This is a genomic window from Pseudomonas sp. GD03842 (assembly GCF_029841165.1).
In the GTDB taxonomy this organism is placed as follows: Bacteria; Pseudomonadota; Gammaproteobacteria; order Pseudomonadales; family Pseudomonadaceae; genus Aquipseudomonas.
Window position 1 is genome coordinate 43,309 of sequence record NZ_JAOCEA010000023.1, and the last position, 22,333, is coordinate 65,641.

General features: G+C 58.2%; 26 protein-coding genes. 23 read left to right on the top strand and 3 right to left on the bottom strand.

The features are described from left to right. Window positions 1-9 precede the first annotated feature (9 nt). The 3 genes from N5D61_RS24675 (at window position 10) to N5D61_RS24685 (ending at window position 1,723) form a co-directional block, all read left to right on the top strand. Entirely contained in the window at window positions 10-930 is a 921-nt protein-coding gene (locus N5D61_RS24675) for a phage tail tube protein (RefSeq protein WP_279894535.1), read from the top strand. A 71-nt stretch (window positions 931-1,001) separates the two neighbouring features. Beyond that, complete coding sequence (locus N5D61_RS24680) at window positions 1,002-1,484, top strand: hypothetical protein (protein ID WP_279894536.1); 483 nt, start codon at window positions 1,002-1,004, stop codon at window positions 1,482-1,484. 2 nt (window positions 1,485-1,486) lie between these two features. After that, window positions 1,487-1,723, top strand: a complete 237-nt coding sequence (locus N5D61_RS24685) for a hypothetical protein (RefSeq protein ID WP_279894537.1) — start codon at window positions 1,487-1,489, stop codon at window positions 1,721-1,723. Window position 1,724: 1 nt separating this feature from the next. Here the strand turns inward: N5D61_RS24685 and N5D61_RS24690 are convergent, their stop codons facing one another. Then, entirely contained in the window at window positions 1,725-2,090 is a 366-nt protein-coding gene (locus N5D61_RS24690; RefSeq protein WP_279894538.1) for an Arc family DNA-binding protein, read from the bottom strand. A 63-nt stretch (window positions 2,091-2,153) separates the two neighbouring features. Here N5D61_RS24690 and N5D61_RS24695 point away from each other — a divergent pair, with 63 nt between their 5' ends. The 15 genes from N5D61_RS24695 (at window position 2,154) to N5D61_RS24765 (ending at window position 15,158) form a co-directional block, all read left to right on the top strand. Further along, the gene (locus tag N5D61_RS24695; RefSeq protein WP_279894539.1) at window positions 2,154-2,306 is read left to right on the top strand and encodes an Arc family DNA-binding protein; all 153 of its coding nucleotides are present in this window, start codon (window positions 2,154-2,156) and stop codon (window positions 2,304-2,306) included. Then, the gene (locus N5D61_RS24700; RefSeq protein ID WP_279894540.1) at window positions 2,293-3,234 is read left to right on the top strand and encodes a Bro-N domain-containing protein; all 942 of its coding nucleotides are present in this window, start codon (window positions 2,293-2,295) and stop codon (window positions 3,232-3,234) included. Before N5D61_RS24695 ends, N5D61_RS24700 begins: the two co-directional genes overlap by 14 nt. Window positions 3,235-3,320: 86 nt before the next feature. Beyond that, window positions 3,321-3,617, top strand: coding sequence for a hypothetical protein (locus N5D61_RS24705; protein ID WP_279894541.1), 297 nt, complete (start codon window positions 3,321-3,323; stop codon window positions 3,615-3,617). Window positions 3,618-3,671: 54 nt separating this feature from the next. Next, complete coding sequence (locus tag N5D61_RS24710) at window positions 3,672-6,293, top strand: phage tail tape measure protein (protein ID WP_279894542.1); 2,622 nt, start codon at window positions 3,672-3,674, stop codon at window positions 6,291-6,293. A 14-nt stretch (window positions 6,294-6,307) separates the two neighbouring features. After that, window positions 6,308-6,892: a hypothetical protein gene (locus N5D61_RS24715; RefSeq protein ID WP_279894543.1), complete on the top strand. Its 585-nt coding sequence runs from the start codon at window positions 6,308-6,310 to the stop codon at window positions 6,890-6,892. Continuing rightward, window positions 6,892-7,494, top strand: coding sequence for a hypothetical protein (locus tag N5D61_RS24720; protein WP_279894544.1), 603 nt, complete (start codon window positions 6,892-6,894; stop codon window positions 7,492-7,494). The genes N5D61_RS24715 and N5D61_RS24720 overlap by 1 nt, the downstream gene beginning before the upstream one ends. Before the next feature lie 2 nt (window positions 7,495-7,496). After that, window positions 7,497-7,898, top strand: a complete 402-nt coding sequence (locus tag N5D61_RS24725) for a hypothetical protein (protein ID WP_279894545.1) — start codon at window positions 7,497-7,499, stop codon at window positions 7,896-7,898. Next, complete coding sequence (locus tag N5D61_RS24730) at window positions 7,895-10,981, top strand: DUF1983 domain-containing protein (protein WP_279894546.1); 3,087 nt, start codon at window positions 7,895-7,897, stop codon at window positions 10,979-10,981. Before N5D61_RS24725 ends, N5D61_RS24730 begins: the two co-directional genes overlap by 4 nt. A gap of 8 nt (window positions 10,982-10,989) precedes the next feature. Beyond that, on the top strand, window positions 10,990-11,313 hold the full coding sequence (locus N5D61_RS24735; RefSeq protein WP_279894564.1) for a hypothetical protein: 324 nt from the start codon (window positions 10,990-10,992) through the stop codon (window positions 11,311-11,313). Further along, window positions 11,313-11,990, top strand: coding sequence for a hypothetical protein (locus N5D61_RS24740; RefSeq protein WP_279894547.1), 678 nt, complete (start codon window positions 11,313-11,315; stop codon window positions 11,988-11,990). Before N5D61_RS24735 ends, N5D61_RS24740 begins: the two co-directional genes overlap by 1 nt. Window positions 11,991-12,016: 26 nt before the next feature. Further along, window positions 12,017-13,366 carry a tail fiber domain-containing protein gene (locus tag N5D61_RS24745; protein WP_279894548.1) on the top strand — a complete coding sequence of 450 codons (1,350 nt, stop codon included), beginning with the start codon at window positions 12,017-12,019 and terminating at the stop codon, window positions 13,364-13,366. 60 nt (window positions 13,367-13,426) lie between these two features. Beyond that, entirely contained in the window at window positions 13,427-13,921 is a 495-nt protein-coding gene (locus N5D61_RS24750) for a glycoside hydrolase family 104 protein (protein WP_279894549.1), read from the top strand. Next, window positions 13,918-14,508, top strand: coding sequence for a hypothetical protein (locus tag N5D61_RS24755; RefSeq protein ID WP_279894550.1), 591 nt, complete (start codon window positions 13,918-13,920; stop codon window positions 14,506-14,508). Before N5D61_RS24750 ends, N5D61_RS24755 begins: the two co-directional genes overlap by 4 nt. Window positions 14,509-14,596: 88 nt before the next feature. After that, window positions 14,597-14,893, top strand: coding sequence for a hypothetical protein (locus N5D61_RS24760; protein ID WP_279894551.1), 297 nt, complete (start codon window positions 14,597-14,599; stop codon window positions 14,891-14,893). Then, window positions 14,883-15,158: a hypothetical protein gene (locus N5D61_RS24765; RefSeq protein ID WP_279894552.1), complete on the top strand. Its 276-nt coding sequence runs from the start codon at window positions 14,883-14,885 to the stop codon at window positions 15,156-15,158. The genes N5D61_RS24760 and N5D61_RS24765 overlap by 11 nt, the downstream gene beginning before the upstream one ends. 47 nt (window positions 15,159-15,205) lie before the next feature. Here the strand turns inward: N5D61_RS24765 and N5D61_RS24770 are convergent, their stop codons facing one another. After that, a complete protein-coding gene (locus N5D61_RS24770; RefSeq protein ID WP_279894553.1) occupies window positions 15,206-16,321 on the bottom strand; it encodes a site-specific integrase in 1,116 nt (371 codons plus the stop codon). Between the two features lie 101 nt (window positions 16,322-16,422). On the opposite strand from N5D61_RS24770, the gene dusA reads away from it, so the two are divergent. Then, window positions 16,423-17,433 (top strand): tRNA dihydrouridine(20/20a) synthase DusA, encoded by a 1,011-nt coding sequence (dusA, locus tag N5D61_RS24775; protein WP_279894554.1) that lies wholly within the window; start codon window positions 16,423-16,425, stop codon window positions 17,431-17,433. A gap of 206 nt (window positions 17,434-17,639) precedes the next feature. Further along, entirely contained in the window at window positions 17,640-18,566 is a 927-nt protein-coding gene (locus tag N5D61_RS24780; RefSeq protein ID WP_279894555.1) for a Gfo/Idh/MocA family oxidoreductase, read from the top strand. Window positions 18,567-18,623: 57 nt separating this feature from the next. Here the strand turns inward: N5D61_RS24780 and N5D61_RS24785 are convergent, their stop codons facing one another. Then, window positions 18,624-18,779 (bottom strand): hypothetical protein, encoded by a 156-nt coding sequence (locus N5D61_RS24785; RefSeq protein ID WP_279894556.1) that lies wholly within the window; start codon window positions 18,777-18,779, stop codon window positions 18,624-18,626. A gap of 169 nt (window positions 18,780-18,948) precedes the next feature. Between N5D61_RS24785 and nudK the strand changes: the two genes are divergently transcribed. The 3 genes from nudK (at window position 18,949) to N5D61_RS24800 (ending at window position 22,225) form a co-directional block, all read left to right on the top strand. Next, window positions 18,949-19,527, top strand: coding sequence for a GDP-mannose pyrophosphatase NudK (gene nudK, locus N5D61_RS24790; RefSeq protein WP_108239998.1), 579 nt, complete (start codon window positions 18,949-18,951; stop codon window positions 19,525-19,527). A gap of 458 nt (window positions 19,528-19,985) precedes the next feature. After that, window positions 19,986-20,483, top strand: coding sequence for a sigma-70 family RNA polymerase sigma factor (locus N5D61_RS24795; protein WP_158541445.1), 498 nt, complete (start codon window positions 19,986-19,988; stop codon window positions 20,481-20,483). A gap of 47 nt (window positions 20,484-20,530) precedes the next feature. Beyond that, window positions 20,531-22,225, top strand: a complete 1,695-nt coding sequence (locus N5D61_RS24800; protein ID WP_279894557.1) for a multidrug ABC transporter permease/ATP-binding protein — start codon at window positions 20,531-20,533, stop codon at window positions 22,223-22,225. Window positions 22,226-22,333: the final 108 nt, after the last annotated feature.

Sequence of the window (22,333 nt, forward strand, 5' to 3'; positions counted from 1 at the left end):
GGTGAAAAAATGAGCAGTGGCGCCAAAGTCGTTTCACACATCATCGCCGAGGTTACTCCCGGCGTAACGCCTACGGGAACCTGGGACACGCTGCGCCTGACCGGCAACGCGCTTACCCCAACAGTCAACACGCAGGTCAGCGACGAAATCACCGATACCCGCTTGAGCCAAGGCTCGGTGGCCACCAGCATTGATATCGGTGGCGACCTGACTGGAGAATTCTCGTTCGGCACCTTCGACAAGCTGCTCGAGGCGGCTTTCTACGGGGTGTGGACCAACGACGTGCTGCGTGTCGGCGACACCCGCCACACGTTCTCGATCGCCAAGGGTTACACGGATGTTGGGGTCTACGGCCTGTTCAAGGGGGCGCACGTATCGACCTTTGCACTCGACATTCCGTCAGACGGGAAGATCACCGCCACCTTCAACATGGCGTGCCTGGACTACACCGACGGCACTGCGCCCATCGTCACCTCGCCGAACGCGCCAACCACAACCCCGTTCCTGTCCAACATCAACGTCGGCACGATTGAAGTTGACGGCCAATCCCTCGAGGGCGTGGCTTGTGTGTCGGCCATGACGATCAACTTGGACAACAGCCTGCAAACCCAGCGCTGCCTTGGTTCGGACAGCCTCGGGCCAGGCGCCCACATTGCCACCGAGGCGGCAATCACCGGCAGCATCACGCTGGCCTGGTCGGCTCGCGCCTACCAGATCTGGAAGAACACCTTCACACGACTACCGATCGCGATTGAATTCCCGATCACTGACAGCCTGGGCAACAAGTACACCTTCAGCTTCCCGGCCGTCGAAGTGGATGGCGAACTCCCTAACGGCGGCAAGCGCGACCTCATCGAAGTGACCCTCAACTACACCGTGGCCAAGCAGAGCCCAACCATCACGCGCGAAGCAGCAGATCCCACCCCTTGATTCATTTTGGCTGCCCCGGCTCAACGCCGGTCGGGGTGGCCCTTTTTATGGCGAGGCGTAGAGGTTGAACCATGGCTCTGAAAATGACCAAGAAAGAACCGGTCTCCGGCGAGAAGTGGGTGCCGTTCGACGACGAAACCAAGATCCTGCTGTCCGGGATCGTCAATGACGCGTATCAGGTGGCGCTGGAGCGCATGCGGCGCCGCCTGCAACGTAATGACGCCCAATTCGATGAGGGCGAAGTCGGGGTGATCGACGGCGAACGTACTGAGCACCAGAACCACTGCCTGCTGCTCGGGCACTTCATCGTCAAGGGATGGGAGGGGGTTCAAGATGCCGACGGCAACCCACTGAAATATACCCCCAACGCCGCGGCAGACCTGCTGGACGCCAATATCGAATTCTTCGTGTTCGTCCTGCGCGAAGCGGGCAAGATTTCCGCCCAGGCCAAGGCCGAACTTGATGAAACCGTGGGAAAGCCATCGCCCGCTTCGAGTGGGAAAGAGAGTGGGGCGGGGAAAGCGAAAAGAGGCGCGCGGTCTACCAGCGCTTGAGAATGGCAGTCCCCGATGAGCCTTCAAACGACCCTATAACCGCCTACCTGATCAACACCTTCCGCAATATCTGCCGCGGCCGCCGCTTCCTGACGGGCATGGCTGGGGCCTTCCCGCTCCCGCTGTCGGGCCGGGAAATCTCTGATTGGCTCAATGATCACCCTTCACCTTTACCACGCGATGAGGTAGATGCGGTGATGTTTGCGTTGGACGAGACGTGCCTGGCCGAGAGTCAGTAGTTCACTTCTTCGGGAATCGCTTACGTGGTTTGGGTCCTGTGTTCGGCTGAGGCTTCGCATTGTCAGGAGCGATAATCAGTCGTTCATTAGGCCGGTATTCGTTGATGAGTTTGATCAGACTGGTCATGAGTCGATCCTCAACTTCAACCAAATGATCAGCAGGACGCTGCGCGGCATCTTGGCCAGGATCTTCTTCGCCAATTGGCAGGCCTAGCGACAGGTTCGTGCGTTCACGCTTCGAGAACGACATCTCGAGGCGAGAAACCAGCTCGGCGTTAACCGAACGGTGATTTTCATCGGCAGCCGCCTTGAGTAGCTCATAGAGCCCTTGGGGTAGCCGGAATTGGGATCTGTATATTTCTTCCATGTCACTATCTTGTCACTCATCGCGATCCGCCGTATAGTGACAGCGTGTCACTAAGGAGGCGTTATGATCGAGCAAGCAAGAACACAGGTTCGCTTCCCTGGAGAGTTGATGGATTGGCTGAAGCAGCAAGCGCGTGATCAAAACCGCTCGATGAATGCCCAACTGATCGAAATTCTCCAGCAGGCTAAAGGGAAGCTAAGAAATGAGCAGACATGAAAAAGCCCCAACCGCGCCAACGGTTGAGGCTCATGAAGCAGAACGTCTAACTATCAGGAAAAACGTCATGACGAATAATAGCACAAACGTAATCCCTTTCAATTTCGGAGAGCAGCAGGTTCGCACGGTTGTGATCGAAGATCAGCCTTGGTTCGTCGCCAACGACGTTTCTGCTGCGCTCCAGTACAGCGAAGCTTCGGCGATGACCCGGCATCTAGATGAGGATGAAAAGGGTCTGTCGATTTTGCAGACCCTCGGTGGCGAGCAAGAAATGCTAGTGATCAACGAGTCGGGTTTGTACTCGGCAATTCTGCGAAGCCGCAAAGCAGAGGCTAAGCGCTTCAAGAAGTGGGTGACATCAGAGGTTCTGCCAGCGATTCGCAAGCATGGTCGTTATGATGATGCCGAGGGCCGCATGAGCACCTTGATAGGTCAAACCATCGGCACCGATGGATTCCATATGCTTGGCGCGGTAGTGAAGGGCAAGGTCGCCGGCCTGCCAAAATCTTGCCAGCGTCGGGCCACTTCAAAGATTTGGTCACAGACCCATGCGGCCTTTGGTGTGCGCTCGGCAGAGGATATTCCTGCCGATCAGCTTGATTCGGCGAGGAACTTCATTGCTGCTTACGTGGTGCTGGAGGGTGAGTACATTCAGCACGTCAAGCAGAAAGAGGGAATCCACCTCAGCCGCTTTGAAACACACCACCTCTACCACCTGATGTCAAAGTTTGCCGCAATGCAGAAGCATCGTGATTCAATGCTTTCGGCTGCTCGGGCATTGTCGTCGGCGCCATTGATGAGTTTTTTCGACCTCCTGCGAGATGGGACTGGCTCGTTTGCCGAACTGGATAAGAGGGGAGACGAGATATACAGCGAGTATTCTGCTAATGGATGCTCTGGCGGTTACCGATGGAAGAAATCGGCTTAGCTGACGAACGATAGGCACCTTCTGGTGCCTTTTCTTTTTCAGCTCCTCCGATGGTGGTAGATTGCTGTCATCTTATGGGAGGGGTCATGGAATATCTCATCGTCTGGATCGCTGTTGCAGCACTGAGCGGCTACTACGCTATTCAAAAAGGCAGGAGCGTTGTAGGTTGGGTGGTGCTAGGTTTTTTTCTTTCAGTGTTTGCGCTCATCGCCCTGTGGTTTCTTCCGCCCTTGGGTATTGACGATAAGAAAAGTCAAGAAATAGCACGCAAATTCGGAGTGTCCGCTCGTTATCGGAAGTGCCCATTTTGTGCCGAGCTGGTCCAGAAAGAGGCGATCAGGTGCAAACATTGCCAAGCCGATCTTCCGCCAATTGTTGAGTAGTTGAACGTCTTCCACGACCCGCTTAGGCGGGTTTTTTTATGCGCGGAGAAATGTATGTCTCAGACATCCAGGCTAGTGCTGGAGATTGATAGCCGTAACGCAGAACAGAAAGCAGCCGATACCAGGAAGGCGCTTAAAGAACTTGAGGATGCAGGTCTACGAGTGCCTCCCAACCTCAAAATGGTCAGCGGAACAATCCAGGATGTGGGCAGCAAATCCCAGATAGCCGCGCCAAAGACGATGGCAATGGAGCGTCAGATTCGCAGCCTTGCATCAGCAGCAGCGGGCCTGGCTGGCCCTTTGGCGGCCGCATTTAGCGTTGTGGAGATCTCCAAGGCAGCTGGGGAGTACACGAACATCACTAACCGGCTGCGCTTGGTGACCGATGGCTCTTTGCAACTGGCGTTGGCTCAAGACAGTGTTTTCAAGGCTGCCCAAAATTCGCGTCAGTCCCTCGAGTCTACGGCTCAGGTCTACCAGCGCATTGCGCAGAACGCCAGCCAGCTTGGGCTGAGCTTTGATCAGGTTGCAGAAATAACCGAGACCGTAGCCAAATCGGTAGCGCTCAGTGGTGCTAGTGCGCAGGCAGCAGAAGCGGCGTTGGTGCAGTTCGGTCAGGCGTTGGCATCCGGAACCCTTCGAGGTGACGAGCTGAACTCGATCCTGGAGCAGACCCCGGCGCTGGCCCAGGCGATCGCCAGAGGGCTAGGCGTAAGCGTTGGTGCGCTCCGCTCGATGGGTGCAGAAGGGCAACTTACTTCGGCCAAGATCGTCGAGGCCCTACAGAATCAAAAGAACAAGGTGGACGAGCTGTCCAACAGTCTGCAGGTGACGAGCAGCCAAGCGTTCACGGCCTTCACAAACTCCCTGACTGTCGCCATCGGCAAACTCGATGAGGCCACCACTGCCAGCAGCAGCTTCGCCAAAGGGCTGCTTTCCATCTCGCAAGGTATCGACCGGGTCAATAATGGTGATTTTCTCGACTTCTTCCGTGAGAACAAGCAGACAATTTCCGGGCTGAATAGCGAGCTGAGCGAAACCACGTCGAGGATTCGCGACCTGAACGACGTGCGCGCTCAGCTCATCAAGGGAAAGGCCGGTGACACCAAGCTTTACGATTTCAAGTTTTATGACGTTGACGACTTGGACAAGGAGATAGCAGACCTACAGAAGCGCGCGGACGCGATCAACGGCATGCGCGCCAAGCTTCAGAAAGGGGCAGCCGACATCGGCGCACAAAAGCCAAAAGGCGACGACCCTTCTACCGTGGTTAACCCAGCCTACGAAAAGCTTTTGGCGAATCTCAAGCAGCAGGCCGCGCTCCAGGGGCAGAACACAGAGCTGGCCAAGGTCCGTTATGCGATCGAGAGCGGAGAGCTGGGCAAATTGCTGCCCGCTCAGCAACAACTCTTGATCCAATACGCCAAGGAAAAGGATCAGAAGGCCGCAGCGGAAGCGGCCAGCAAGAAAAACGCAGAACAGACAGAGCAGGCGCGGAACGCTACTCAGCGTGCATTCGATACGGCGAGCGAAGGCTATCAGCGCGAAATTGATCTGATCAACCTCACCACCAGCAAGAAAAACGAGGCGTCCGAGGCCACGAAGCTTGCCTTCGAGACAGAAAGCGGAAAGCTGAAAAACCTCACCGATCAGCAAAAAGCCTATCTTGCAACCAAGGCAGATGAACTGGATGCCTTGAAGCAAATCAAGGCTGCCAACGAAGAGAACGCAAAGTTCACCGCCTATATGACTGCCCAGCAGAGCCAAACTGCTGCTCTGAAGAACGGCTATGACCTTGACCTGGCTGGCTTGGGCTCCAGCGACAAAACGCGCGAGCGGCTGCGTGAGCAGTTACAGCTTCGTCAGCAGTATGAAACTGACCTCAAGGCGCTGACTGCTCAGCGAACAAGCGGCGATATTACCCAAGACGAATACACCAAGCAGACAGAGGTGCTGCGCGAAGAACTGGCAAAGCGTTTGGTTGATCAGCAGGATTATTACAATCAGCTTGATCAGGCGCAGTCGAACTGGGCTCTGGGCGCTTCGTCAGCATTTCAGACCTATGCGGACAAGGCGCGAGATGTCGCAGGACAGACAAATACGCTGTTCACCAACGCCTTCAGCAACATGGAAGATGGCATCGTCAATTTCGTCAAGACCGGGAAGCTTTCATTCTCTGACTTGGCCGACGGCATCATTTCTGACTTGATCCGAATTCAGGTGCGCCAGGCAGCGGTAGGCTTGTTCGGAAGCTTTACGGGTGCGGGCTTTGGTTTCGGCTTTTCATCGGGTGGCTACACCGGCGACGGCGGCAAGTTCGAGCCGAAAGGGGTTGTCCATGGTGGTGAGTTTGTCGTGCAGAAGTCGGTTGTGCAGCAACCCGGCATGCGCGAGTACCTCGAGCGCATGAACTCAAGTGGGAAAGGGTATGCCGATGGCGGGTACGTGAACCCGGCTGGCGCCGTTGCCGCAACAAATGCGGTTGCAAGGTCCAGCAGCAACAACAGCATGCCGCCAATCCAGCAATCCATCGTGGTTCAGGGCACTGCTGACGATGCGACGCTGGCCCGCATTCAGCAGGCCGCTCAGCAAGGTGCGCAAGACGGATACAACCTGGTCCTGCGCGACCTGAAACGAAACGGCCCGGCGCGCCAGTTGATCGCCAGAAATCGATAGTTCAAGGAGTCCGCATGGCGCTCACATGGCCGGCATTGATCCGCCCCTCGGAAATGACCTGGGGCTTGGTGAATAACAGCAGGGCGTTCACGTCGACGCTGTCCAACGCGCAGGAAATCGTTGGTCAGCCAGGGGCTTACTGGCAGTGCACGCTCACATTTGACCTGCTCACGCGGGTGCAAGAGCGTGAACTGTCCGGCTTCCTCGGAAGGCTGGACGGTATGTTCGGCACGTTCAACTTGCCCGCATTCACGCGCAGGCGTACGGACAACGTCGGCGCGCTGAAAGTGGCAACCGGAAACGCCCAATCCCGCAGCATTGCGGTTTCAGGCGGAACACCGAACGCCATGTTGTTTTCGGTCGGGGACTACCTGACGGTCGCGGGTGAGATGTTCGAGGTGGTCCAGGCTGTGTCGGCCAATGCCCAAGGGCTCGCTACGGTTCTGGTCAACAAGCGCATTCGCCGGACCCTGACCGTGGGTGCGGCGATCGAGTATCAGAACCCGTACTCGGAAATGCGCATGACCCAGGACACATGGGCCATGACGGTAAAGCCAGTGGTTGCCAATGGCAGCTATCAGTTCAGGGAGGCCTTCTGATGCCGTCCTCATTCCCTTTCAGCCAAAGCGTGGTGGATATCATCGCGACCGGGCGCTTCCTGTCTGTTTACGCGTGCCAACTCGACTTCGAAGACGGGATGGTCTTTGCGCACACCGGTACCGGCGACCTGGTCATTGATGGGATCACCTATGACGGCGTGGGTCACTTCGGGGAGGTAGGTCAGTCCCAGGAGAGCGACAACTCGGGGTCGCCCATGTCGGTAGATCTGACACTGAGCGGCCTGGACAGCTACATCATCACCGAGACGAACATCCGCGGATGCCGCGGGCGTTCTGGAAAGCTGATGTTTGTTGTGTTCGATGAGGATGGCAACTATGCAGCCGACATCCTGTTCTCTGGACGCATGGACGCCGCCAGCTTCTCGTTCGGGGGGAATGGTCCGGATGGGAACAGCATCACCGTTCCCATTGTGGACCGAATGGCTGAATGGAGCCGGACCGGTACGGAACGCTTCACCGACGAAAACCATCGCGCCCGCCACCAAGATGACAGGTTTTTCTACGCTGTCGCCCAAATGTCCGAGTGGCCCATCTACTGGGGCTCAATGAAGGACGCGCCGAAGTTCACCTACGAGAAATAGCGATGCGCCACCGAGACTGGACGACACGACTGAATGAAGTGATCAAGGCCGCCTTAGAGCGGCCTTTTTCATGGGGCGATTTTGACTGCTGCCTGTTTGCAGCGGACTGCGCGGTCGCTGTGTGCGGGGTTGACCCTGCTTCTGCCTACCGTGGCAAGTACAAGACTGAAGCAGGGGCGAAGCGCCTCATCAAGAAGAACCACGGAAGCCTTGAGGCGGCATGGGACGCCTGTTTTTCCCGCGTGCAGCCTGCCTTTATCCAGCGAGGCGACATCGCGCTTTACGAATCACCCAATGGCCGCGGGATAGCGGTTTTCTGGGCGAACGAATATTGGTCCACCACGGACAACGGGGTGGCGCGAGTCGACTGCAAGCCGATCGCCGTGTGGAGAGTTGAGCAATGAGTAAAGGCGTCCGGAAGATTGCTCAGGTCGCGGTCGGCGCGGTAATCGGTTTCGTTCAGGGCGGTCCGGTGGGTGCCGCCATCGGCGCCGGACTTGCTTTCTATGCCGCGGAGCAGCAGGAGAAACTCAACACCAAATCACCGCTCAGGGATAGCGAGCCATCTGCCCAAACCGTTCGATCCTCAAAAGCCCCAGCACGGTTCATCCTTGGTCGCATCAGTACGGGCGGCGTACTGGTTTGGGCTCAGGAACAGGCAGGCGCACAGTCTGAGGGCGAATGGCTCCACCTCGTCTACGTCCTTTGCGAAGGCGCAGTAGATGCGCTTGAAGCTATCTACCTGGGCGAGGAGGATATCTCTACGTTCGGCGCCTATGCCAGCTATGAACTGGTGGTCAATCCCACTCAGGTCAATGCGTTCCTGAAGGCAAACTGCCCAGACTGGAAGGACGAGCAGATCGGTCGCGGACTCTCCTATGTCCGGCTTTCCCTGCGCTACAGCGCTGAGAAATTTCCGTCGGGCATCCCAGACGCCCGGTTCATTGTCCGCGGCCGGAACGACATCTATGATCCCCGCAGCGGGAGCAATGGCTATTCGGCAAATACCGCGCTTCACATCCTCTGGTACCTGCGCAACCGCTGCGGCGTTCCTGACGACGAGATAGTCTTTGAGACCTTCGCGAGCGCTGCGAACGTCTGTGACGAAGCGGTCACAAATGCCGACGGCAGCGTCAGCCAGCGCTACCGCTCCGCCTGCGTTATTGGCGCTGATGAGCAGCGCACGAATGTGATGCAGAAGCTCGAGGCAGCGTGCGGTGGCCGGTTGATTCGCGTCGGTGGCCGGTGGATGCTGCAGGCCGGGGCCTATTACGGGCCCTATGACTTCGAAATCACCGAAGACATGATCATCGGCACGATCACCGGCAACACCGAGCCGACCAATGATGCGGCCATCAACACGGTGCGCGGGACATTCATAGATCCATCGCAGTCATGGACGGAGACCGATTACCCAGAGGTGAGCGTCGCCCAGTGGGTTAACGAAGACGGCGGGGAGGCCGCTGAAACGCTGACCTTTTCCTACGTCACTGATCCCTATCAGGCTCAGCGCTTGGCTAACATCGAACTGCGGCGCCGTCGAGCGGCCGGCACGCTCAGCCTGCCGATGAACTTTCAGGGCTACAACTGCCGCCCAGGGCGCGCGGTTCGCGTAAATCTGCCATCGCTCAACATCTTGGGCGAGTTCATCGTCACGAACTGGTCGATGGCCAGCGCTCAGGGTTGCAACGTTTCTGTTGCCCAATACGAGGCCGCGCAGTTCGACGATGCCGTGGGCCAGCCATACAACCCCATTGGTTTCATCAACCTGCCCACCGGAGGGCTTGGTTCGCCCACTAACCTGACATGGACTGTCGACGACACAGCGGAAGTTGTGCAGGGCGTGCTTTTGTGGACCCCACCGCCAGGCATCGTGAACTCGTTCTCCGTCATCGTGCGCCAGGGGACTACGGCAGTTCAGTCGTATTCGATTCCGGCCGAGTCGAGCCAGTGCAAGATCAACGGCCTGCCATCCGGCAACTACACGATGAGCGTTGCGGCCATAGGTCCGATGGCGCGGTCTGGAGAGGCGTCAATCAATGTCAGCATTGACGGGCCGCCAATTCCAGAGTCATGCGTGGTTCAATCCTCTATCGACAGCATCGTGCTGATCCCGCAGAACCCGAATTTCGACCTCAACGGTGGAACCTACGAGTATTTCTTCACGACCTCGCCGTCGGACACCTCCGCAGAAGCGGAATACCTGGGGCGCGGCCTGTCGTTCACCCACACGGGTTTGGCGTTCTACACCAACTATTACTACTTCATCCGGTCGACCAACGCCTACGGAAAGAGCGCGTTCCTTTACGTCCCGGCATCAACATCTAATGACGTGTCCGCTTACCTGGCGGCGATGGCTGGGCAAATCACCGAATCCGAGCTTAGCCAGCATTTGCTTGGCCGGATTGACCTGATCGATGGAGACGGGCCTGGCTCCGTTAACGAGCGCATCGGCGAGTTGCAGGATGAAATCGGCAATATCGTTGACGCGCTGGCGTATGTTCCAACAGACGCATACGTTCGGGACAACACCGTGCGAGTGGGCGACAACCTGTGGACAGCGATTGTGGATGTTCCCGCTGCGGCTGATGGGTCGAATGGTCCGCCAAATCCCCTGTACTGGGTCAACAGCGGGCAATCGATCCGTACAGCGAACGGGCTTGCCGCTCAGGTCAGCAAAAATACTGCAGATATCGCGACTGTCGACGGCAAAACCACCTCTACCGCATCGCAGCTTCAAGCACTCCAGGCGTCTACCCGCGAGGACAGTGGTGAAGGCGAACTCGCCGACGCCCTGAAGGGATGGGACAGCACCGCCAGCTACGCGCAGGAGGTGAAAGTCAGGTCTGAGCAAGATTTCGCCCAGGCGCAGCGCATAACAACGCTGGATTCGAGGGTTGGCTCAAGCGAGGCCCGCATCACGACGGTGGAGACGACGGTTTCGACCAACGCGTCGTCGCAGGCGACCGTCAACCAGCAGCTTCAGGCATCCATCGACAACAACTCGGCCGCGATTCAGCAAACCTCGTCTGCCTATGCGGACACGTCCGGCAAGCTGTCGACGATGTGGTCAGTGAAGATGCAACTCAACGCCAACGGCCAGTATGTGGCTGCGGGCATTGGCTTGGGCATCGAGAACACCGGCGCCGGGCTGCAAAGCCAGTTCCTTGTCTCGGCTGATCGGTTTGCCATCGTCAATACCGTTGCAGGCGGTGCTGTTTCTGTACCGTTCGCAGTGCAGGGCGGCCAGGTGTTCCTGAATCAGGCCTACATCCAAGACGGCACCATCACCAACGCGAAGATCGGCAGCTACATCAGTTCGACGAACTATGTGGCAGGCCAGACAGGATGGATCTTAAACAAGGACGGGACGCTTGAAATAAATGGCGCCGTGGCCGGTCAGGGAAGGTTGGTCGTAAACAATCAATACGTGGCTGTCTATGACGCGAACAACGTCCTGCGGGTCAAACTGGGGAATCTGGCATGAGCTTTGGCATGCGGATATGGGGCGCCGACGGGGCGCTCCAGTTGGACGAAAACTCGTTCACGATGCGAGTTGTATTTTCAGCTCTCGTCAGTTTCAACTCAAACCCAAGTTCGCCTAAGTCTTCGCAGGACTTTTCTGTCCCAGGACTAACCCCATCCAACGGAACGGCATTTGTCGTTCCTGTGGCGGACTATGGCAGCACCATCACCCAGTTCGAAACCGAAGTTCTTAACGGTGTCGTTCGCGTCTATAACTGGAATCGTGGATTCTCCGCAGGTACTTGGACCTCAAGCGCCGGAACCATGAGGCTGATAGTGATAAGGTTCTCCTGATGAGTTTCGGCCTACAGTTCATTAACACTAGTAATGTCGTAACTCTGGACTCTGAATTCGCAAGGCTGAGCGTGTTGTGCAGCGGTCGGTATTTGCCGAACTCAGAATCCGGAGTCGCGTCGATTACGTCATTCCCGTTCACCATCACAAGCCAGGAACCGCCACTTGTCTTCGTGCGGCCTGATACCGTCAACGCTCAGGCAGGGCTGGGGCTGTGCAAGATCTACGGTCAGCCTGGGGCATGGACCGGCTTCTATGTGCGGACGGTGGGTAACGGTTACGCGCCGCCAAACGGCAGTTGGTTCGCTGCCGCTTTCATGGCCAAGCCTACCGCTAGTTTTGGTCTGCGTTTGTGGGATGGTGGCTCGAACCTGATTTTCGACTCAGGAACTCCGGCAGCAGTTTTCACAAGGGCCTATCAAAATTGGTCCTATGTTGGCTCTGATTCATTGGCCGCCAACATCAGGAACTTCTATTCCGTGCCGTTTAGTTCGGCGCCTAACGAATACATGCTGATCAATAACTTCAGCATGAATATGGTTTCAGGCAACCAGCCTGGTCGGCAGTTATGGACTATATGGGATTTTCCTAACTCCATTCTCTACGCAATGACCGTAGCAACATCTAACCCAAACGCGTTTTACCTCCCTGCCTTATTCGCAAAAATGACGGTCTGATCGGCCGCAATTAAAAGGAATCTACTATGCCCTGGCTTAGAGGCGGGACCGTGTCCGTAACAAACGGATCGACGGCCGTTACTGGTGTGAATACAGGATTTGACGCTAACGCTCGTGTGGGCGATGCGTTCATTGGACCTGATGGCGTCAACTACGAAATCGCAAACGTTGCGAGTCCTACTGTTATTTCGATACTGCCGGCTTATAAGGGCCCAACTGTAAGCGGTGCAGCTTATGCTGTCATGCCAGTGCAAGGCTACGACAAGCTACTGCGAGACGCCTTCAACAATCTTCGTTTGCAGTTTGGCGACAAACTTGCTGCCTTGGGCACCACTGGCAACTACGAAATCTTGCCGGTGGCGAAGGGCGGTACGGGAGGCGCCACTGTAGCTGACGCGCAGACAAATCTCGGCTTGAAAGGTGGATCGAACGACCTACTGATCAAAAGCATAGGGTTCCGTGGCGCACCGGTCGGCTACAACGTTCAGGGCTTGTATGCCGGATGGAACGGTAACGGGGACGGCGGGGCAAACCTCATCTGCAACCGAGGTTCAGGCGTAGGGGGATTCTCGCTCTGGTCCGTGAATGCCGATAACACTGCCTCCGGCCCAGTCCTGACGTACAGCTACGACGGTATCCTGACCGCTCCGACCAAAGTCGTCACGAAGGAGATTTCGGGCCTTACCACTGCCTTGTCAGTAGCCCAAGGCGGTACCGGCGCCAAGACGGCTGCAGATGCGGCCACAGCGCTCGGTCTTGGTGCTGCACAGGCACCGCAGTTTGCAGGTCTTGAGCTCTCAGCCGCCGCACCCTATGTCGACTTTCACTTCAACAATAGTACAGCTGACTACTCAGTTCGCATGCTCTGTGAGTCCGCGGTGCTTCTGGGCATCACCGGAGACTTCGCCGCAAGATCGTTCTACTGCCGTACAGGTGTCAACGGTGCGCGGGGTAACGGTCGGTTTAATATGAACTGGACTGGCTCTGCCATGGACCTGTACGTCGACGCCAGTTACGTCGGGTCGATCTCTCTTTTTACGTCTGACTACCGGATCAAGAAACTCATCAAGGATTTCTCAGTACCTTCCTTCCTTGATCGCATCGATGCGTACCGAATCGTCACGTTCCAGAAAAAGGTATTTGGAGAGGTGTTCAAGGGTGACGGCACGATATACCAGGGCTTGATTGCTCATGAGGCGCAAGCAGTCAATCCGCTTGCGGTGAGCGGCGAGAAGGACGGTGTGGATGAGGATGGGAACCCGATCATTCAGCAGCTCGACCCTATCGCCCTGATCACTGACCTCATGGGCGCAATCAAGGAACTGCGCGCCGAGGTGAATGCCCTTAAAGCCTCTGTTGCACCTGACACCGTCTGATCGCGATGAAGCGACCCGGCCCGCCATTGAGCGGGTATTTTTTTGCCTGGAGAAAAGTGAATGGCTCGAATTTCCCAAAAGGCCGCCGGTGGCCGCAATGTGTTGGCGTTCCTCGACATGCTTGCGTTTAGCGAGGGGACGGTCACCAGTCGCTACACCCGAGACGACGGTTACGACGTGATCGTTGGTGGTCTGGACAGCCCAAACACCTTCATCGGTTATGCCGATCATCCCGGGATTCTGGTGACGGTAAACACCAAAGGCCTCAAGTCTACCGCTGCGGGTCGGTACCAGCTTCTCAAGCGCTGGTGGGGGCCTTACCGAAAGCTTCTGTCTCTCCCAGATTTCTCGCCGGTTAGCCAAGACATGGTTGCCATCCAGCAAATCCGCGAGCGTGGCGCGCTCCCTGACATTGCGGCTGGAAATATCGCAACGGCAATCGACAAGGTTTCGAATATCTGGGCCAGCCTTCCCGGCGCCGGTTACGGACAGCGGGAGCACAAGCTCGAAGATCTGTTGAAGCGCTACCAAGGGGCAGGCGGAGTACTGGCATGAACTGGTCAGATATCGGAAACATGGTGGGGAAGGCCGCCCCGGTGGTTGGCACGCTGCTGGGAGGCCCGGCCGGTGCGGCCGTTGGCGCCCTGGTTGCCAGCGCGCTGAATGTGCCGAACGATCCAGAGTCGGTCAGCGCGGTACTGGCCAGCAATCCCGATGCCTTCGCCAAGGTGCAGGAGTTGCAGTTGAATGCGAAGGTTCAGCTTCAGCAGTTAGCTGTCACGGCCGAGAACAACCGTCTGCAGGCTGAGGCTACTCAGTATGCCGCTGAGGCTGCGGATCGCGACAGCGCCCGCAAGCTCGCCGCCAGTCAACCCCGCGACTTTGTCCGTCCGGCTCTGACGGTTCTCATGCTGGCCGGGTCGCTGTTCATAATCGTCTCCATCATGACCGGCTGGGCGCTTGACGTGGTTACCAATACCACTGCGGCGCTGACCGTGGGTAACGTCATGGGCGCCTGGTTCATGATGACCAAGGAGGTAATGGGCTTCTGGTTCGGCATGACCAAGGAATCTCAGAAGCAGTCAGCGGTGATCACTGACTTCGCTGTGACGCCAGGAAGCGTGACCAAGCCCGACAAGTAGTCACCTGTCGCCCGCCATCCCATCCAGTATTGACCCGCCACACCAATTGCCAGTTAACTGTATGCGTATACAGTTACGGCAATCCATCATGTTTTTCCTCATCACCCCACGCAGGCGGCTTGGTGTCGCCCTGACAAAAGAAGAAGTCCGTAAGGCTTCACCTGTCAGGGGCGACGTGCACATCCGTGAAGACCGCGACGAATTGCTGGGCCGGGTCACGATAACGGCCAGGATATTCAACACCGCCCCAACCGGTCCTGACGCCTTACCCTGCCTGATCGATGCCAGCGTCACCAACATGGCGCAGAACGGCATGAACATCTCAGGTATAGAGGAGGTGGGAGGCGCGTACTACTTCCAGTCGTGGTGGTGTCGTGTTGAATAATCCGCTGGCCGAGTGGCGGGCGGGTATCCGTCAGTCGTGCGAGTTCATCACTGACCCTGACGGATTCAGGCGCAAGCTGTCGGCCTTTGCGGTTCAGGCATGTGCCGCGCGCCAGGTCGGCCCCGAAGAGTTGAACGAAATGCTCGAGCTCGTCGACGCCGGGCGAGACTGGGCGCTGATCGAGTTGGAAGAGGCTGATGCGATCGGCCTGTTCGGCGGTGGCGGGGCAAAAGATGGGATGCAGGTTTTCAGAGGGAAGGGATAGGTCGGCAGAACGCCGGAGAAGGGCTGACGAGCATCAGCCCAGGTTCATCAAGTCAGCTTTTTCGGAGCGATCTTCGGCCCGTTGATCACTCTTTCCACCCATGGCCATTCCTTGTATGGATCGCCATTCCCACGCAGGTGCGTGTAGCGCCTCATCGAGTTCCAATCCCGGTGGCCGGAAACAGAGGCCACCTTCGGGATATCCCACCCCATTTCAAACAGCCGGCTCACGCCGTCGTGGCGCAGGTCATGAAAGTGGAGGTCTTTAATCTCCAAGAAGTTGCAGGCGCGCGTGAATGACGCGGACACCGACTTGGCGTTGTACGGAAACGGCCGTGTCGATCCCTTCGGCATGGACTGCATGATCTTCCAGGCCTCGTCGGGCAGGTGGCACCAGACGTCGTTGCCGTGTTTTTGCCCGGGGTTCTTCATGTCGGTGATCAGCACGCTTTGGCGCGCCTCGTCGATTGCGTCCCAGTGGATGCGCGTGATTTCCTCCTGGCGGCGCGTGGAGAAGAGGGCGAACAGCACGACCCGTACCATGTCGATTTCCTGCTGCCGCCTGTCTCGCATTTCCTCGAAGTAAGTGAGGATAGCTTCCAACTCTTCCCTGGTCGGTCGGCGGTCGCGTTCCTTGCTGCGCGTGACGGCGCCCATCTTCTTGAGTACCTTCCTTGCGTCGTGCATCGCCATGGGGTCGATGTCATACCCCCACGCCGGTCGTGCTACGGCCATGACGGCTCCAAGATGGGCCAGATCATTGCCGACCGTTTGCGGCTGAATGCCGCTGGTTTCCATCCTGTCGAGGGCATACTCGACAAGCTTCTGACTGGTTACCTCCTTGTCTTCCAGTTTGCCGAGCCAGGTTTCGCCAATGGCTTTCAGCGTCGCGCGCTTGGTCTTGCCCAGCGGGCGGAGCTTTTCGTATTCATCCAGGTATCGGTCAATCATGGTCTTGACGGTATGACCGTTGCGGTTGGCTTTCTCGATGGCGCCTGGCGCTGCCAGTTCTGACTCGCGTTTCTTCAGCCACGACTGGGCCGCGGCCTTGCGTTCGAACGTCTGGCTTTCCTGATAAACTGTCGCGCCTTTCTGAGTGATGCGGATCTGAGCGGTGTACGCCGACGACCCGTCCTTGCGCTTGCGAAGGGTGATGGTTCCCATGGATTTTGCTACACGAATGACCGGGCTTGCTACATTGTAGCAACTGGTATTCGGAAACAAGCGAAAACAGCGGTAAACGGTAGTAAACGAGAATTATGCAAATGCAGACGAACGCGGCGGAAAACCTCGAACACCCAGCTAATCCGGTATGCAGGAGGTTTTCTGTCGCGCCGATGATGGATTGGACTGACCGCCATTGCCGGTTCTTCCTGCGGCTGCTGTCAAAAAATGCGCTGCTGTACACCGAAATGGTCACCACCGGTGCGTTGTTGCACGGCGACAGCCAACGCTTCCTGCGGCATGACTCGACTGAGCATCCGTTGGCCCTGCAACTGGGCGGCAGCCACCCGGCAGACCTGGCCGCCAGCGCCCGCCTGGCTCAGGCGGCGGGGTACGATGAAGTCAACCTGAACGTCGGCTGCCCCAGCGACCGGGTGCAGAACAACATGATCGGGGCGGTGTTGATGGGGCATCCGCAGGTGGTCGCCGACTGCGTCAAGGCCATGCGTGACGCGGTGTCGATCCCAGTGACCGTCAAGCACCGGATCGGGATCAATGGCCGGGACAGCTATGAACAACTGTGCGAATTCGTCGGCACGGTGCGTGAGGCCGGGTGCACCAGTTTCACGGTGCATGCTCGCATTGCCATCCTCGAAGGCTTGTCACCCAAGGAAAACCGTGAGATTCCGCCTTTGCGGTATGAGGTGGCTGCGCAACTCAAGCGTGATTTTCCGGACCTGGAATTCATTCTCAATGGCGGGATCAAGACGCTCGAGCAGTGCCAGGAGCACCTGAAGACCTTCGACGGGGTGATGCTCGGGCGTGAGGCGTACCATAACCCTTACCTGCTGGCGGAAGTGGACCGCTTGCTGTTTGGGGGCACGGAGCCGCCCATTACCCGGGCCGAGGCCCTGGCCAAATTGCGTCCCTACGTCGAGGCGCATCTCCGGGAAGGCGGGTCGATGCACCATATCACCCGCCATGTGCTCGGGCTGGGCACCGGCTTTCCCGGCGCACGAAAGTTTCGTCAGTTGCTGTCGGTGGACATCCACAAGACCCACGACCCACTGGGCCTGCTGGACAAGGCGGGGGAGCTGCTGGAAGGGCGTTGAGCATACTTGTTACCTCAGCAGCTTGGCTTGCGCCACCGTGACCGGCACACCGATGAGAACGAGGCTTGCGACGGGGTGGCCTGTCTGTTCAAATCGGAGGGTTTTTCATCCATTTCGCCGCGTTTTGTCACCTGTTCGTGACATTGGCTTTCTTCACGCTGGCGCTGCGTCTGTAGACAATAACGACAAGATCACAGGAGTCATCGATGCGTCCGATTCGTCTTGGATTGGTGGGGTACGGCAAGATCGCGCAGGATCAACATGTCCCGACGATCCGGGCCAACCCGCAGTTCGACTTGGTGGCCGTGGCCACGATGGGGCGACCCTGTCCCGAGGTGGAAAATTTCGGTTCGCTGACCGAACTGTTGGCCAAGGCGCCGCAGGTGGATGCGATTGCGTTCTGCACCCCGCCGCAAGGCCGCTACGGGCTCGTCGAGCAAGCCGTGCGGGCGGGCAAGCATGTGTTGGTGGAGAAGCCTCCCTGCTCGACATTGGGCGAGGCCTATGCGCTGATCGATGAAGTGGGCCGCGCCGGCGTGACGGGTTTGTTCGCCTGGCACTCGCGCTTTGCGCCGGGAGTGGGCCATGCCAGAGCCTGGCTTGAGGGCCAGCGTTTGCGCCAGGTGGTCGTGCATTGGAAGGAGCAAGTGCGTAAATGGCACCCCGGTCAGTCGTGGATCTGGGAGGCGGGAGGGCTGGGGGTATTCGATCCTGGCATCAATGCCCTGTCCATCGTCACCGACCTGCTGCCGAATCCGCTGTTCGTGTCGTCGGCAAACCTGAAGGTGCCGGGCAATTGCCAATCGCCCATTGCCGCCACGCTGAATCTGCGCGATGGGGAAGGCGTGCAGGTCTTGGCCGAGTTCGATTTCGACCATTCCGACAATGAGCTGTGGCGCATCGAGCTGCACACGGACGCCGGTGTCATGCGCCTGGACGGCGGCGGGGCGGTGGCAACGTTGGACGGTGCGATTCAGACCTTGTCGGAAGAGGGGGAGTACTCAGCGATGTACCGCCATTTTGCGCAACTGATCGCGGCCAAACGCAGCGATCTGGACCTGCAGCCGCTGCGGATCGTCGCAGACAGTTTCTTCGTAGGAAGCCAGGACACCGTGGCGGACTTCCACGAGTGACCCGTGAAAGGCGACGGTCGGCCCGGTAGCGTCAATTCGCGGGTTGACCGTGCGCGGTCAACTGTGTGCAACCCCTGCCAAGGCGATTGAAAAGGACACGATCAGCATTAGCAGGATGGTCATGTTGATGGACATCGGAAAATCCTTGTTCAGTGGGTCGATGACGTGATGATCCCGTGCCTGGCGCACGAAATGAACGGCGCTGCGTAGCATGTTGGATATCGACACAATCGATAGTTTCCCCCTTTGATCTCGAGCAGTGGGCTGTGCTAGCCCCGGATGAGAGCCAGTGTTGAGCGCTCGTTCAGCGTTCGCTCGGTTCGGGAAGTCCTGCTAGGGTGGTGCCATCTTCCATCGGGCACCCACCGTCACCAGGCCATCCATGTCTCGTCCCCCTATCCGCATCACCGCCGAAGAAACCCTTTCTGACAACTGGTACGTGCTGAAGAAATACAGCTTCGACTTGAAGCGGCGTGACGGCACTTGGCAGCCCCAGACGCGCGAGGTCTACGACCGAGGCAATGGCGCAACCATCCTGCTCTACAACCTGGAGCGCCGTACGGTCGTCCTGACGCGACAGTTCCGCCTCCCCGCCTTCGTCAACGACCATGATGGCTACCTGATCGAAGCGGCCGCCGGGCTGTTGGACAACGCGAGCCCCGAAGAGCGCATTCGCCTGGAAGCTGAAGAAGAAACCGGCTACCGGGTCAGGTCGGTGCGCAAGATCTTCGAAGCCTTCATGAGCCCGGGTTCGGTCACCGAGCGAATTCATTTCTTCATCGGTGAGTATCGGCCGGATGATCGGGTCAGCACCGGTGGTGGCCTGGAAGAGGAAGGAGAAGACATCGAAGTGCTGGAGCTGAGCTTCGAACAAGCGCTTGCCATGGTGGAGTCCGGAGAGATCGCCGATGGCAAGACCATCATGTTGTTGCAATATCTGGAACTGCGATTGAAACCCTGACTCACCCTGAAATGCTGGCCGCGCTGGATGCAGAAACCTCCGACGCGCCATGCAACTCTGCTCTTACTGCAGTAGGGCAGGTCAGATGTGCGACTTGTGTCTCAGGTCGCACCGATCTTCGTCGTGAAGCCATCTGTTTCTGCCAGCGGGAATTGCCCTGCACCTGGCCCTCGTGCAATGGCAACTGGGCGTAGCAGGGCAGGGCAAGCGCCTTCAAATCAGCGGGTTACAGCGCTATTGCTAGCATGTTGCCGCCATGCCCCAGCTCGGGGAACGACCACCGACTTATAACGAAAGTTTCGCGTAACGGTAAAATTTCTTACATTGCAATGAGAATCGTTTGCGTTATTCTTCGCGTTCCTTTGTAACCAGGGATGTCGAGCAAGATGGATTTTCAACCTGCAATGAGCCAGTCCACCCGGGTTCGCTCCACGTGCGTTGGCGGGTCTTGTGCGTCCATGGACCCGCGTCTCGATGCCTTGATGGGCACCTACCACACCCATCGAGAAGGGCTGCTGCGTCTGGCGGCGAAATTTCTTGGCTGTCGCGCACGCGCCGAAGACGTGGTGCAGGACGCGTTCGTGAAGATGCTCGAGAGCGATCTCGCCTCCGTCGAGCCTGCCCGCTACATGTTTCGGGTGGTGCGCAACCTGTCCATCGACCGCCTGCGCCGTCAGCGCCTCGAGCGCAGCCATGGCGCCGAAACCGAGCTCGACGAGCAGCCTCGGTTCGAGGTCTCCCCGGAGCGCGTCCTCGCGGGGCGTGAATCGGTGACCCAACTGGTGGGCGCGCTCAACGAACTGCCCAAGCGCATGCGCATCGTTTTCAACCTCAGCCAGATCCAGGGCTACACCCAGCGCGATGTGGCCAAGGTCATTGGCACTTCCCCCACCATGGTCAACTTTCTGCTGCGCGACACGCTGTCCCACTGCCGTGCGCGGCTGGGCGACATCTAGGTGCGGTTGTACTCCTTTTCGTTTTTCGCTTTCTGCCGGAGTTTTTCATGAAATTAGTTCGTCTGGTCTTCCAGCAATACCGCTGGCCGCTTGCGATGGTTTTGCTGCTGAGCATCAGCAGCGGCCTGTTGAGCGTGGGCGTGATCGCCTTCGTCAACCAGCGCATGATCAGCGTCCACGAAGGGCTGGGCACAGCACTGTGGCAGTTTGGCCTGATGCTGGTGGTGTTGCTGGCGCTCGCCTCGGGGGCGTCGCTGTCGCTGACCGCCTTGGGGCATCGTTTCGTGTACGGCCTGCGCCGGGTGATGGTCAAGCGTTTGCTGGACACCCACATCGAGCGGATTGAGTCCATTGGCGGCGCGAAAATCTACGCCAGCCTGTCCAGCGACATCAGGGCCGTGACCATGGCCTTCGTGCAACTGCCGGATTTGATCTACGGCTCAGTGCTCAGCCTGGCCGCCTTCAGTTACCTGGCCTGGCTGTCACCGTCACTGTTCATCACCACCTTGGGCTGGATGGCGTTCACCCTGGGCGTTGGCTGGCTGCTGGTGGGCAAACTCAATGCCCACATCCGCGCGCTGCGGGAGTCGGAGGACAAGCTCTATCAGAGCTACCAGTCAGTGATCGACGGTCGCAAGGAGTTGACCCTCAACCGCGACCGCGCCCGTCGCCTCTATGAGGAAACGTTCGACCGTGCCGCGTTGCGCTATCGCGAGCATTTCACCCTGGCTGATCGTTACCACGGGCTGGCAAGCAACTGGGCCAACATCATGGTGTTGGGCACCATCGGCCTGGCGTTTTATCTGGCTAACGGTCTGGGGTGGGCCCCGACCGAAGTCGCGGCCACCTATGCGCTGACGGTGCTGTTCATGCGTACCCCCTTGGTCTTGGCGGTGGCGGCGATTCCCGCGCAGGTGTCCGGCCGGGTGGCGCTGGACAAGGTCGAGTCGCTGGCACTGGCCGAGCATCACGAAAGCTTCGACATCGCGCCGAGCCATATCGTCGGTCACTGGCAGACCCTTGAGCTGCGCGATGTCGAGTATCACTACCCGGGTCAGGGGGACGAGCCTGGCTTCGATGTCGGGCCCGTCAGCCTGACGCTGCGCCGGGGAGAGACGGTGTTTCTGATGGGGGGCAACGGCAGCGGAAAATCCAGCCTGGCGCGTCTGCTCAGCGGTCTCTATCGCCCGTCGGCAGGCGCCATTCTGATCGACGGCCGCGTGATCGGCGCGGACGACTGGCTGGCTTACCGTCGCCTGTTCGCCAGTGTGTTCACGGACTTCCACCTGTTTTCGCAACTGCTGGGGGCTGAGGGGCAGGACGCCGACACCGTGCAGGTGGAGCACTGGCTAGATCGATTGCACATGAAGCACAAAGTGCAGATCGGCCAAGGGCACCTCCTCGATACGCGTTTTTCCCAAGGCCAGCGTAAACGCCTGGCATTGCTGCTGGCGCTGCTGGAAAGCCGCGACATCCTGCTGCTCGACGAATGGGCCGCCGACCAGGACCCGTTGTTTCGCCGGTTTTTCTACCGCGAGCTGCTGCCGATGTTCAAGCAGGCTGGGGTCACCGTGTTCGCCATCAGCCACGACGATCAGTACTTCGATGTGGCGGACCGTCTGGTGAAGATGGAGTCGGGCCAACTCAGCGAATTGCAGGGGGACCGCCGCGAGCACGCCAGTCGGGATGCCGTGGAGGAGATCGGCGGCGCGTACGCACGGGAAGTCGTAAAGGCTTTGTAAGTTTTTCAGCCGCAAAGACTAAACAGCCGATGGGCTCAGGCGTCTTTGTAATGATAATCAGTCTTACTCATTTCGATGCGTGTGACCTGCCCCTGGCGTATGTGAGAT

Coding starts and splice junctions, on each gene's coding strand:
- dusA (WP_279894554.1), top strand. CDS start 16,423: ATGCAGACGAACGCGGCGGAAAACCTCGAACACCCAGCTAATCCGGTA.
- N5D61_RS24745 (WP_279894548.1), top strand. CDS start 12,017: ATGCCCTGGCTTAGAGGCGGGACCGTGTCCGTAACAAACGGATCGACG.
- N5D61_RS24690 (WP_279894538.1), bottom strand. CDS start 2,090: ATGGAAGAAATATACAGATCCCAATTCCGGCTACCCCAAGGGCTCTAT.
- N5D61_RS24740 (WP_279894547.1), top strand. CDS start 11,313: ATGAGTTTCGGCCTACAGTTCATTAACACTAGTAATGTCGTAACTCTG.
- N5D61_RS24705 (WP_279894541.1), top strand. CDS start 3,321: ATGGAATATCTCATCGTCTGGATCGCTGTTGCAGCACTGAGCGGCTAC.
- N5D61_RS24725 (WP_279894545.1), top strand. CDS start 7,497: ATGCGCCACCGAGACTGGACGACACGACTGAATGAAGTGATCAAGGCC.
- N5D61_RS24695 (WP_279894539.1), top strand. CDS start 2,154: ATGATCGAGCAAGCAAGAACACAGGTTCGCTTCCCTGGAGAGTTGATG.
- nudK (WP_108239998.1), top strand. CDS start 18,949: ATGTCTCGTCCCCCTATCCGCATCACCGCCGAAGAAACCCTTTCTGAC.
- N5D61_RS24710 (WP_279894542.1), top strand. CDS start 3,672: ATGTCTCAGACATCCAGGCTAGTGCTGGAGATTGATAGCCGTAACGCA.
- N5D61_RS24730 (WP_279894546.1), top strand. CDS start 7,895: ATGAGTAAAGGCGTCCGGAAGATTGCTCAGGTCGCGGTCGGCGCGGTA.
- N5D61_RS24720 (WP_279894544.1), top strand. CDS start 6,892: ATGCCGTCCTCATTCCCTTTCAGCCAAAGCGTGGTGGATATCATCGCG.
- N5D61_RS24735 (WP_279894564.1), top strand. CDS start 10,990: ATGCGGATATGGGGCGCCGACGGGGCGCTCCAGTTGGACGAAAACTCG.
- N5D61_RS24680 (WP_279894536.1), top strand. CDS start 1,002: ATGGCTCTGAAAATGACCAAGAAAGAACCGGTCTCCGGCGAGAAGTGG.
- N5D61_RS24685 (WP_279894537.1), top strand. CDS start 1,487: ATGGCAGTCCCCGATGAGCCTTCAAACGACCCTATAACCGCCTACCTG.
- N5D61_RS24795 (WP_158541445.1), top strand. CDS start 19,986: ATGGACCCGCGTCTCGATGCCTTGATGGGCACCTACCACACCCATCGA.
- N5D61_RS24760 (WP_279894551.1), top strand. CDS start 14,597: ATGTTTTTCCTCATCACCCCACGCAGGCGGCTTGGTGTCGCCCTGACA.
- N5D61_RS24770 (WP_279894553.1), bottom strand. CDS start 16,321: ATGGGAACCATCACCCTTCGCAAGCGCAAGGACGGGTCGTCGGCGTAC.
- N5D61_RS24675 (WP_279894535.1), top strand. CDS start 10: ATGAGCAGTGGCGCCAAAGTCGTTTCACACATCATCGCCGAGGTTACT.
- N5D61_RS24755 (WP_279894550.1), top strand. CDS start 13,918: ATGAACTGGTCAGATATCGGAAACATGGTGGGGAAGGCCGCCCCGGTG.
- N5D61_RS24750 (WP_279894549.1), top strand. CDS start 13,427: ATGGCTCGAATTTCCCAAAAGGCCGCCGGTGGCCGCAATGTGTTGGCG.
- N5D61_RS24800 (WP_279894557.1), top strand. CDS start 20,531: ATGAAATTAGTTCGTCTGGTCTTCCAGCAATACCGCTGGCCGCTTGCG.
- N5D61_RS24780 (WP_279894555.1), top strand. CDS start 17,640: ATGCGTCCGATTCGTCTTGGATTGGTGGGGTACGGCAAGATCGCGCAG.
- N5D61_RS24715 (WP_279894543.1), top strand. CDS start 6,308: ATGGCGCTCACATGGCCGGCATTGATCCGCCCCTCGGAAATGACCTGG.
- N5D61_RS24785 (WP_279894556.1), bottom strand. CDS start 18,779: ATGCTACGCAGCGCCGTTCATTTCGTGCGCCAGGCACGGGATCATCAC.
- N5D61_RS24700 (WP_279894540.1), top strand. CDS start 2,293: ATGAGCAGACATGAAAAAGCCCCAACCGCGCCAACGGTTGAGGCTCAT.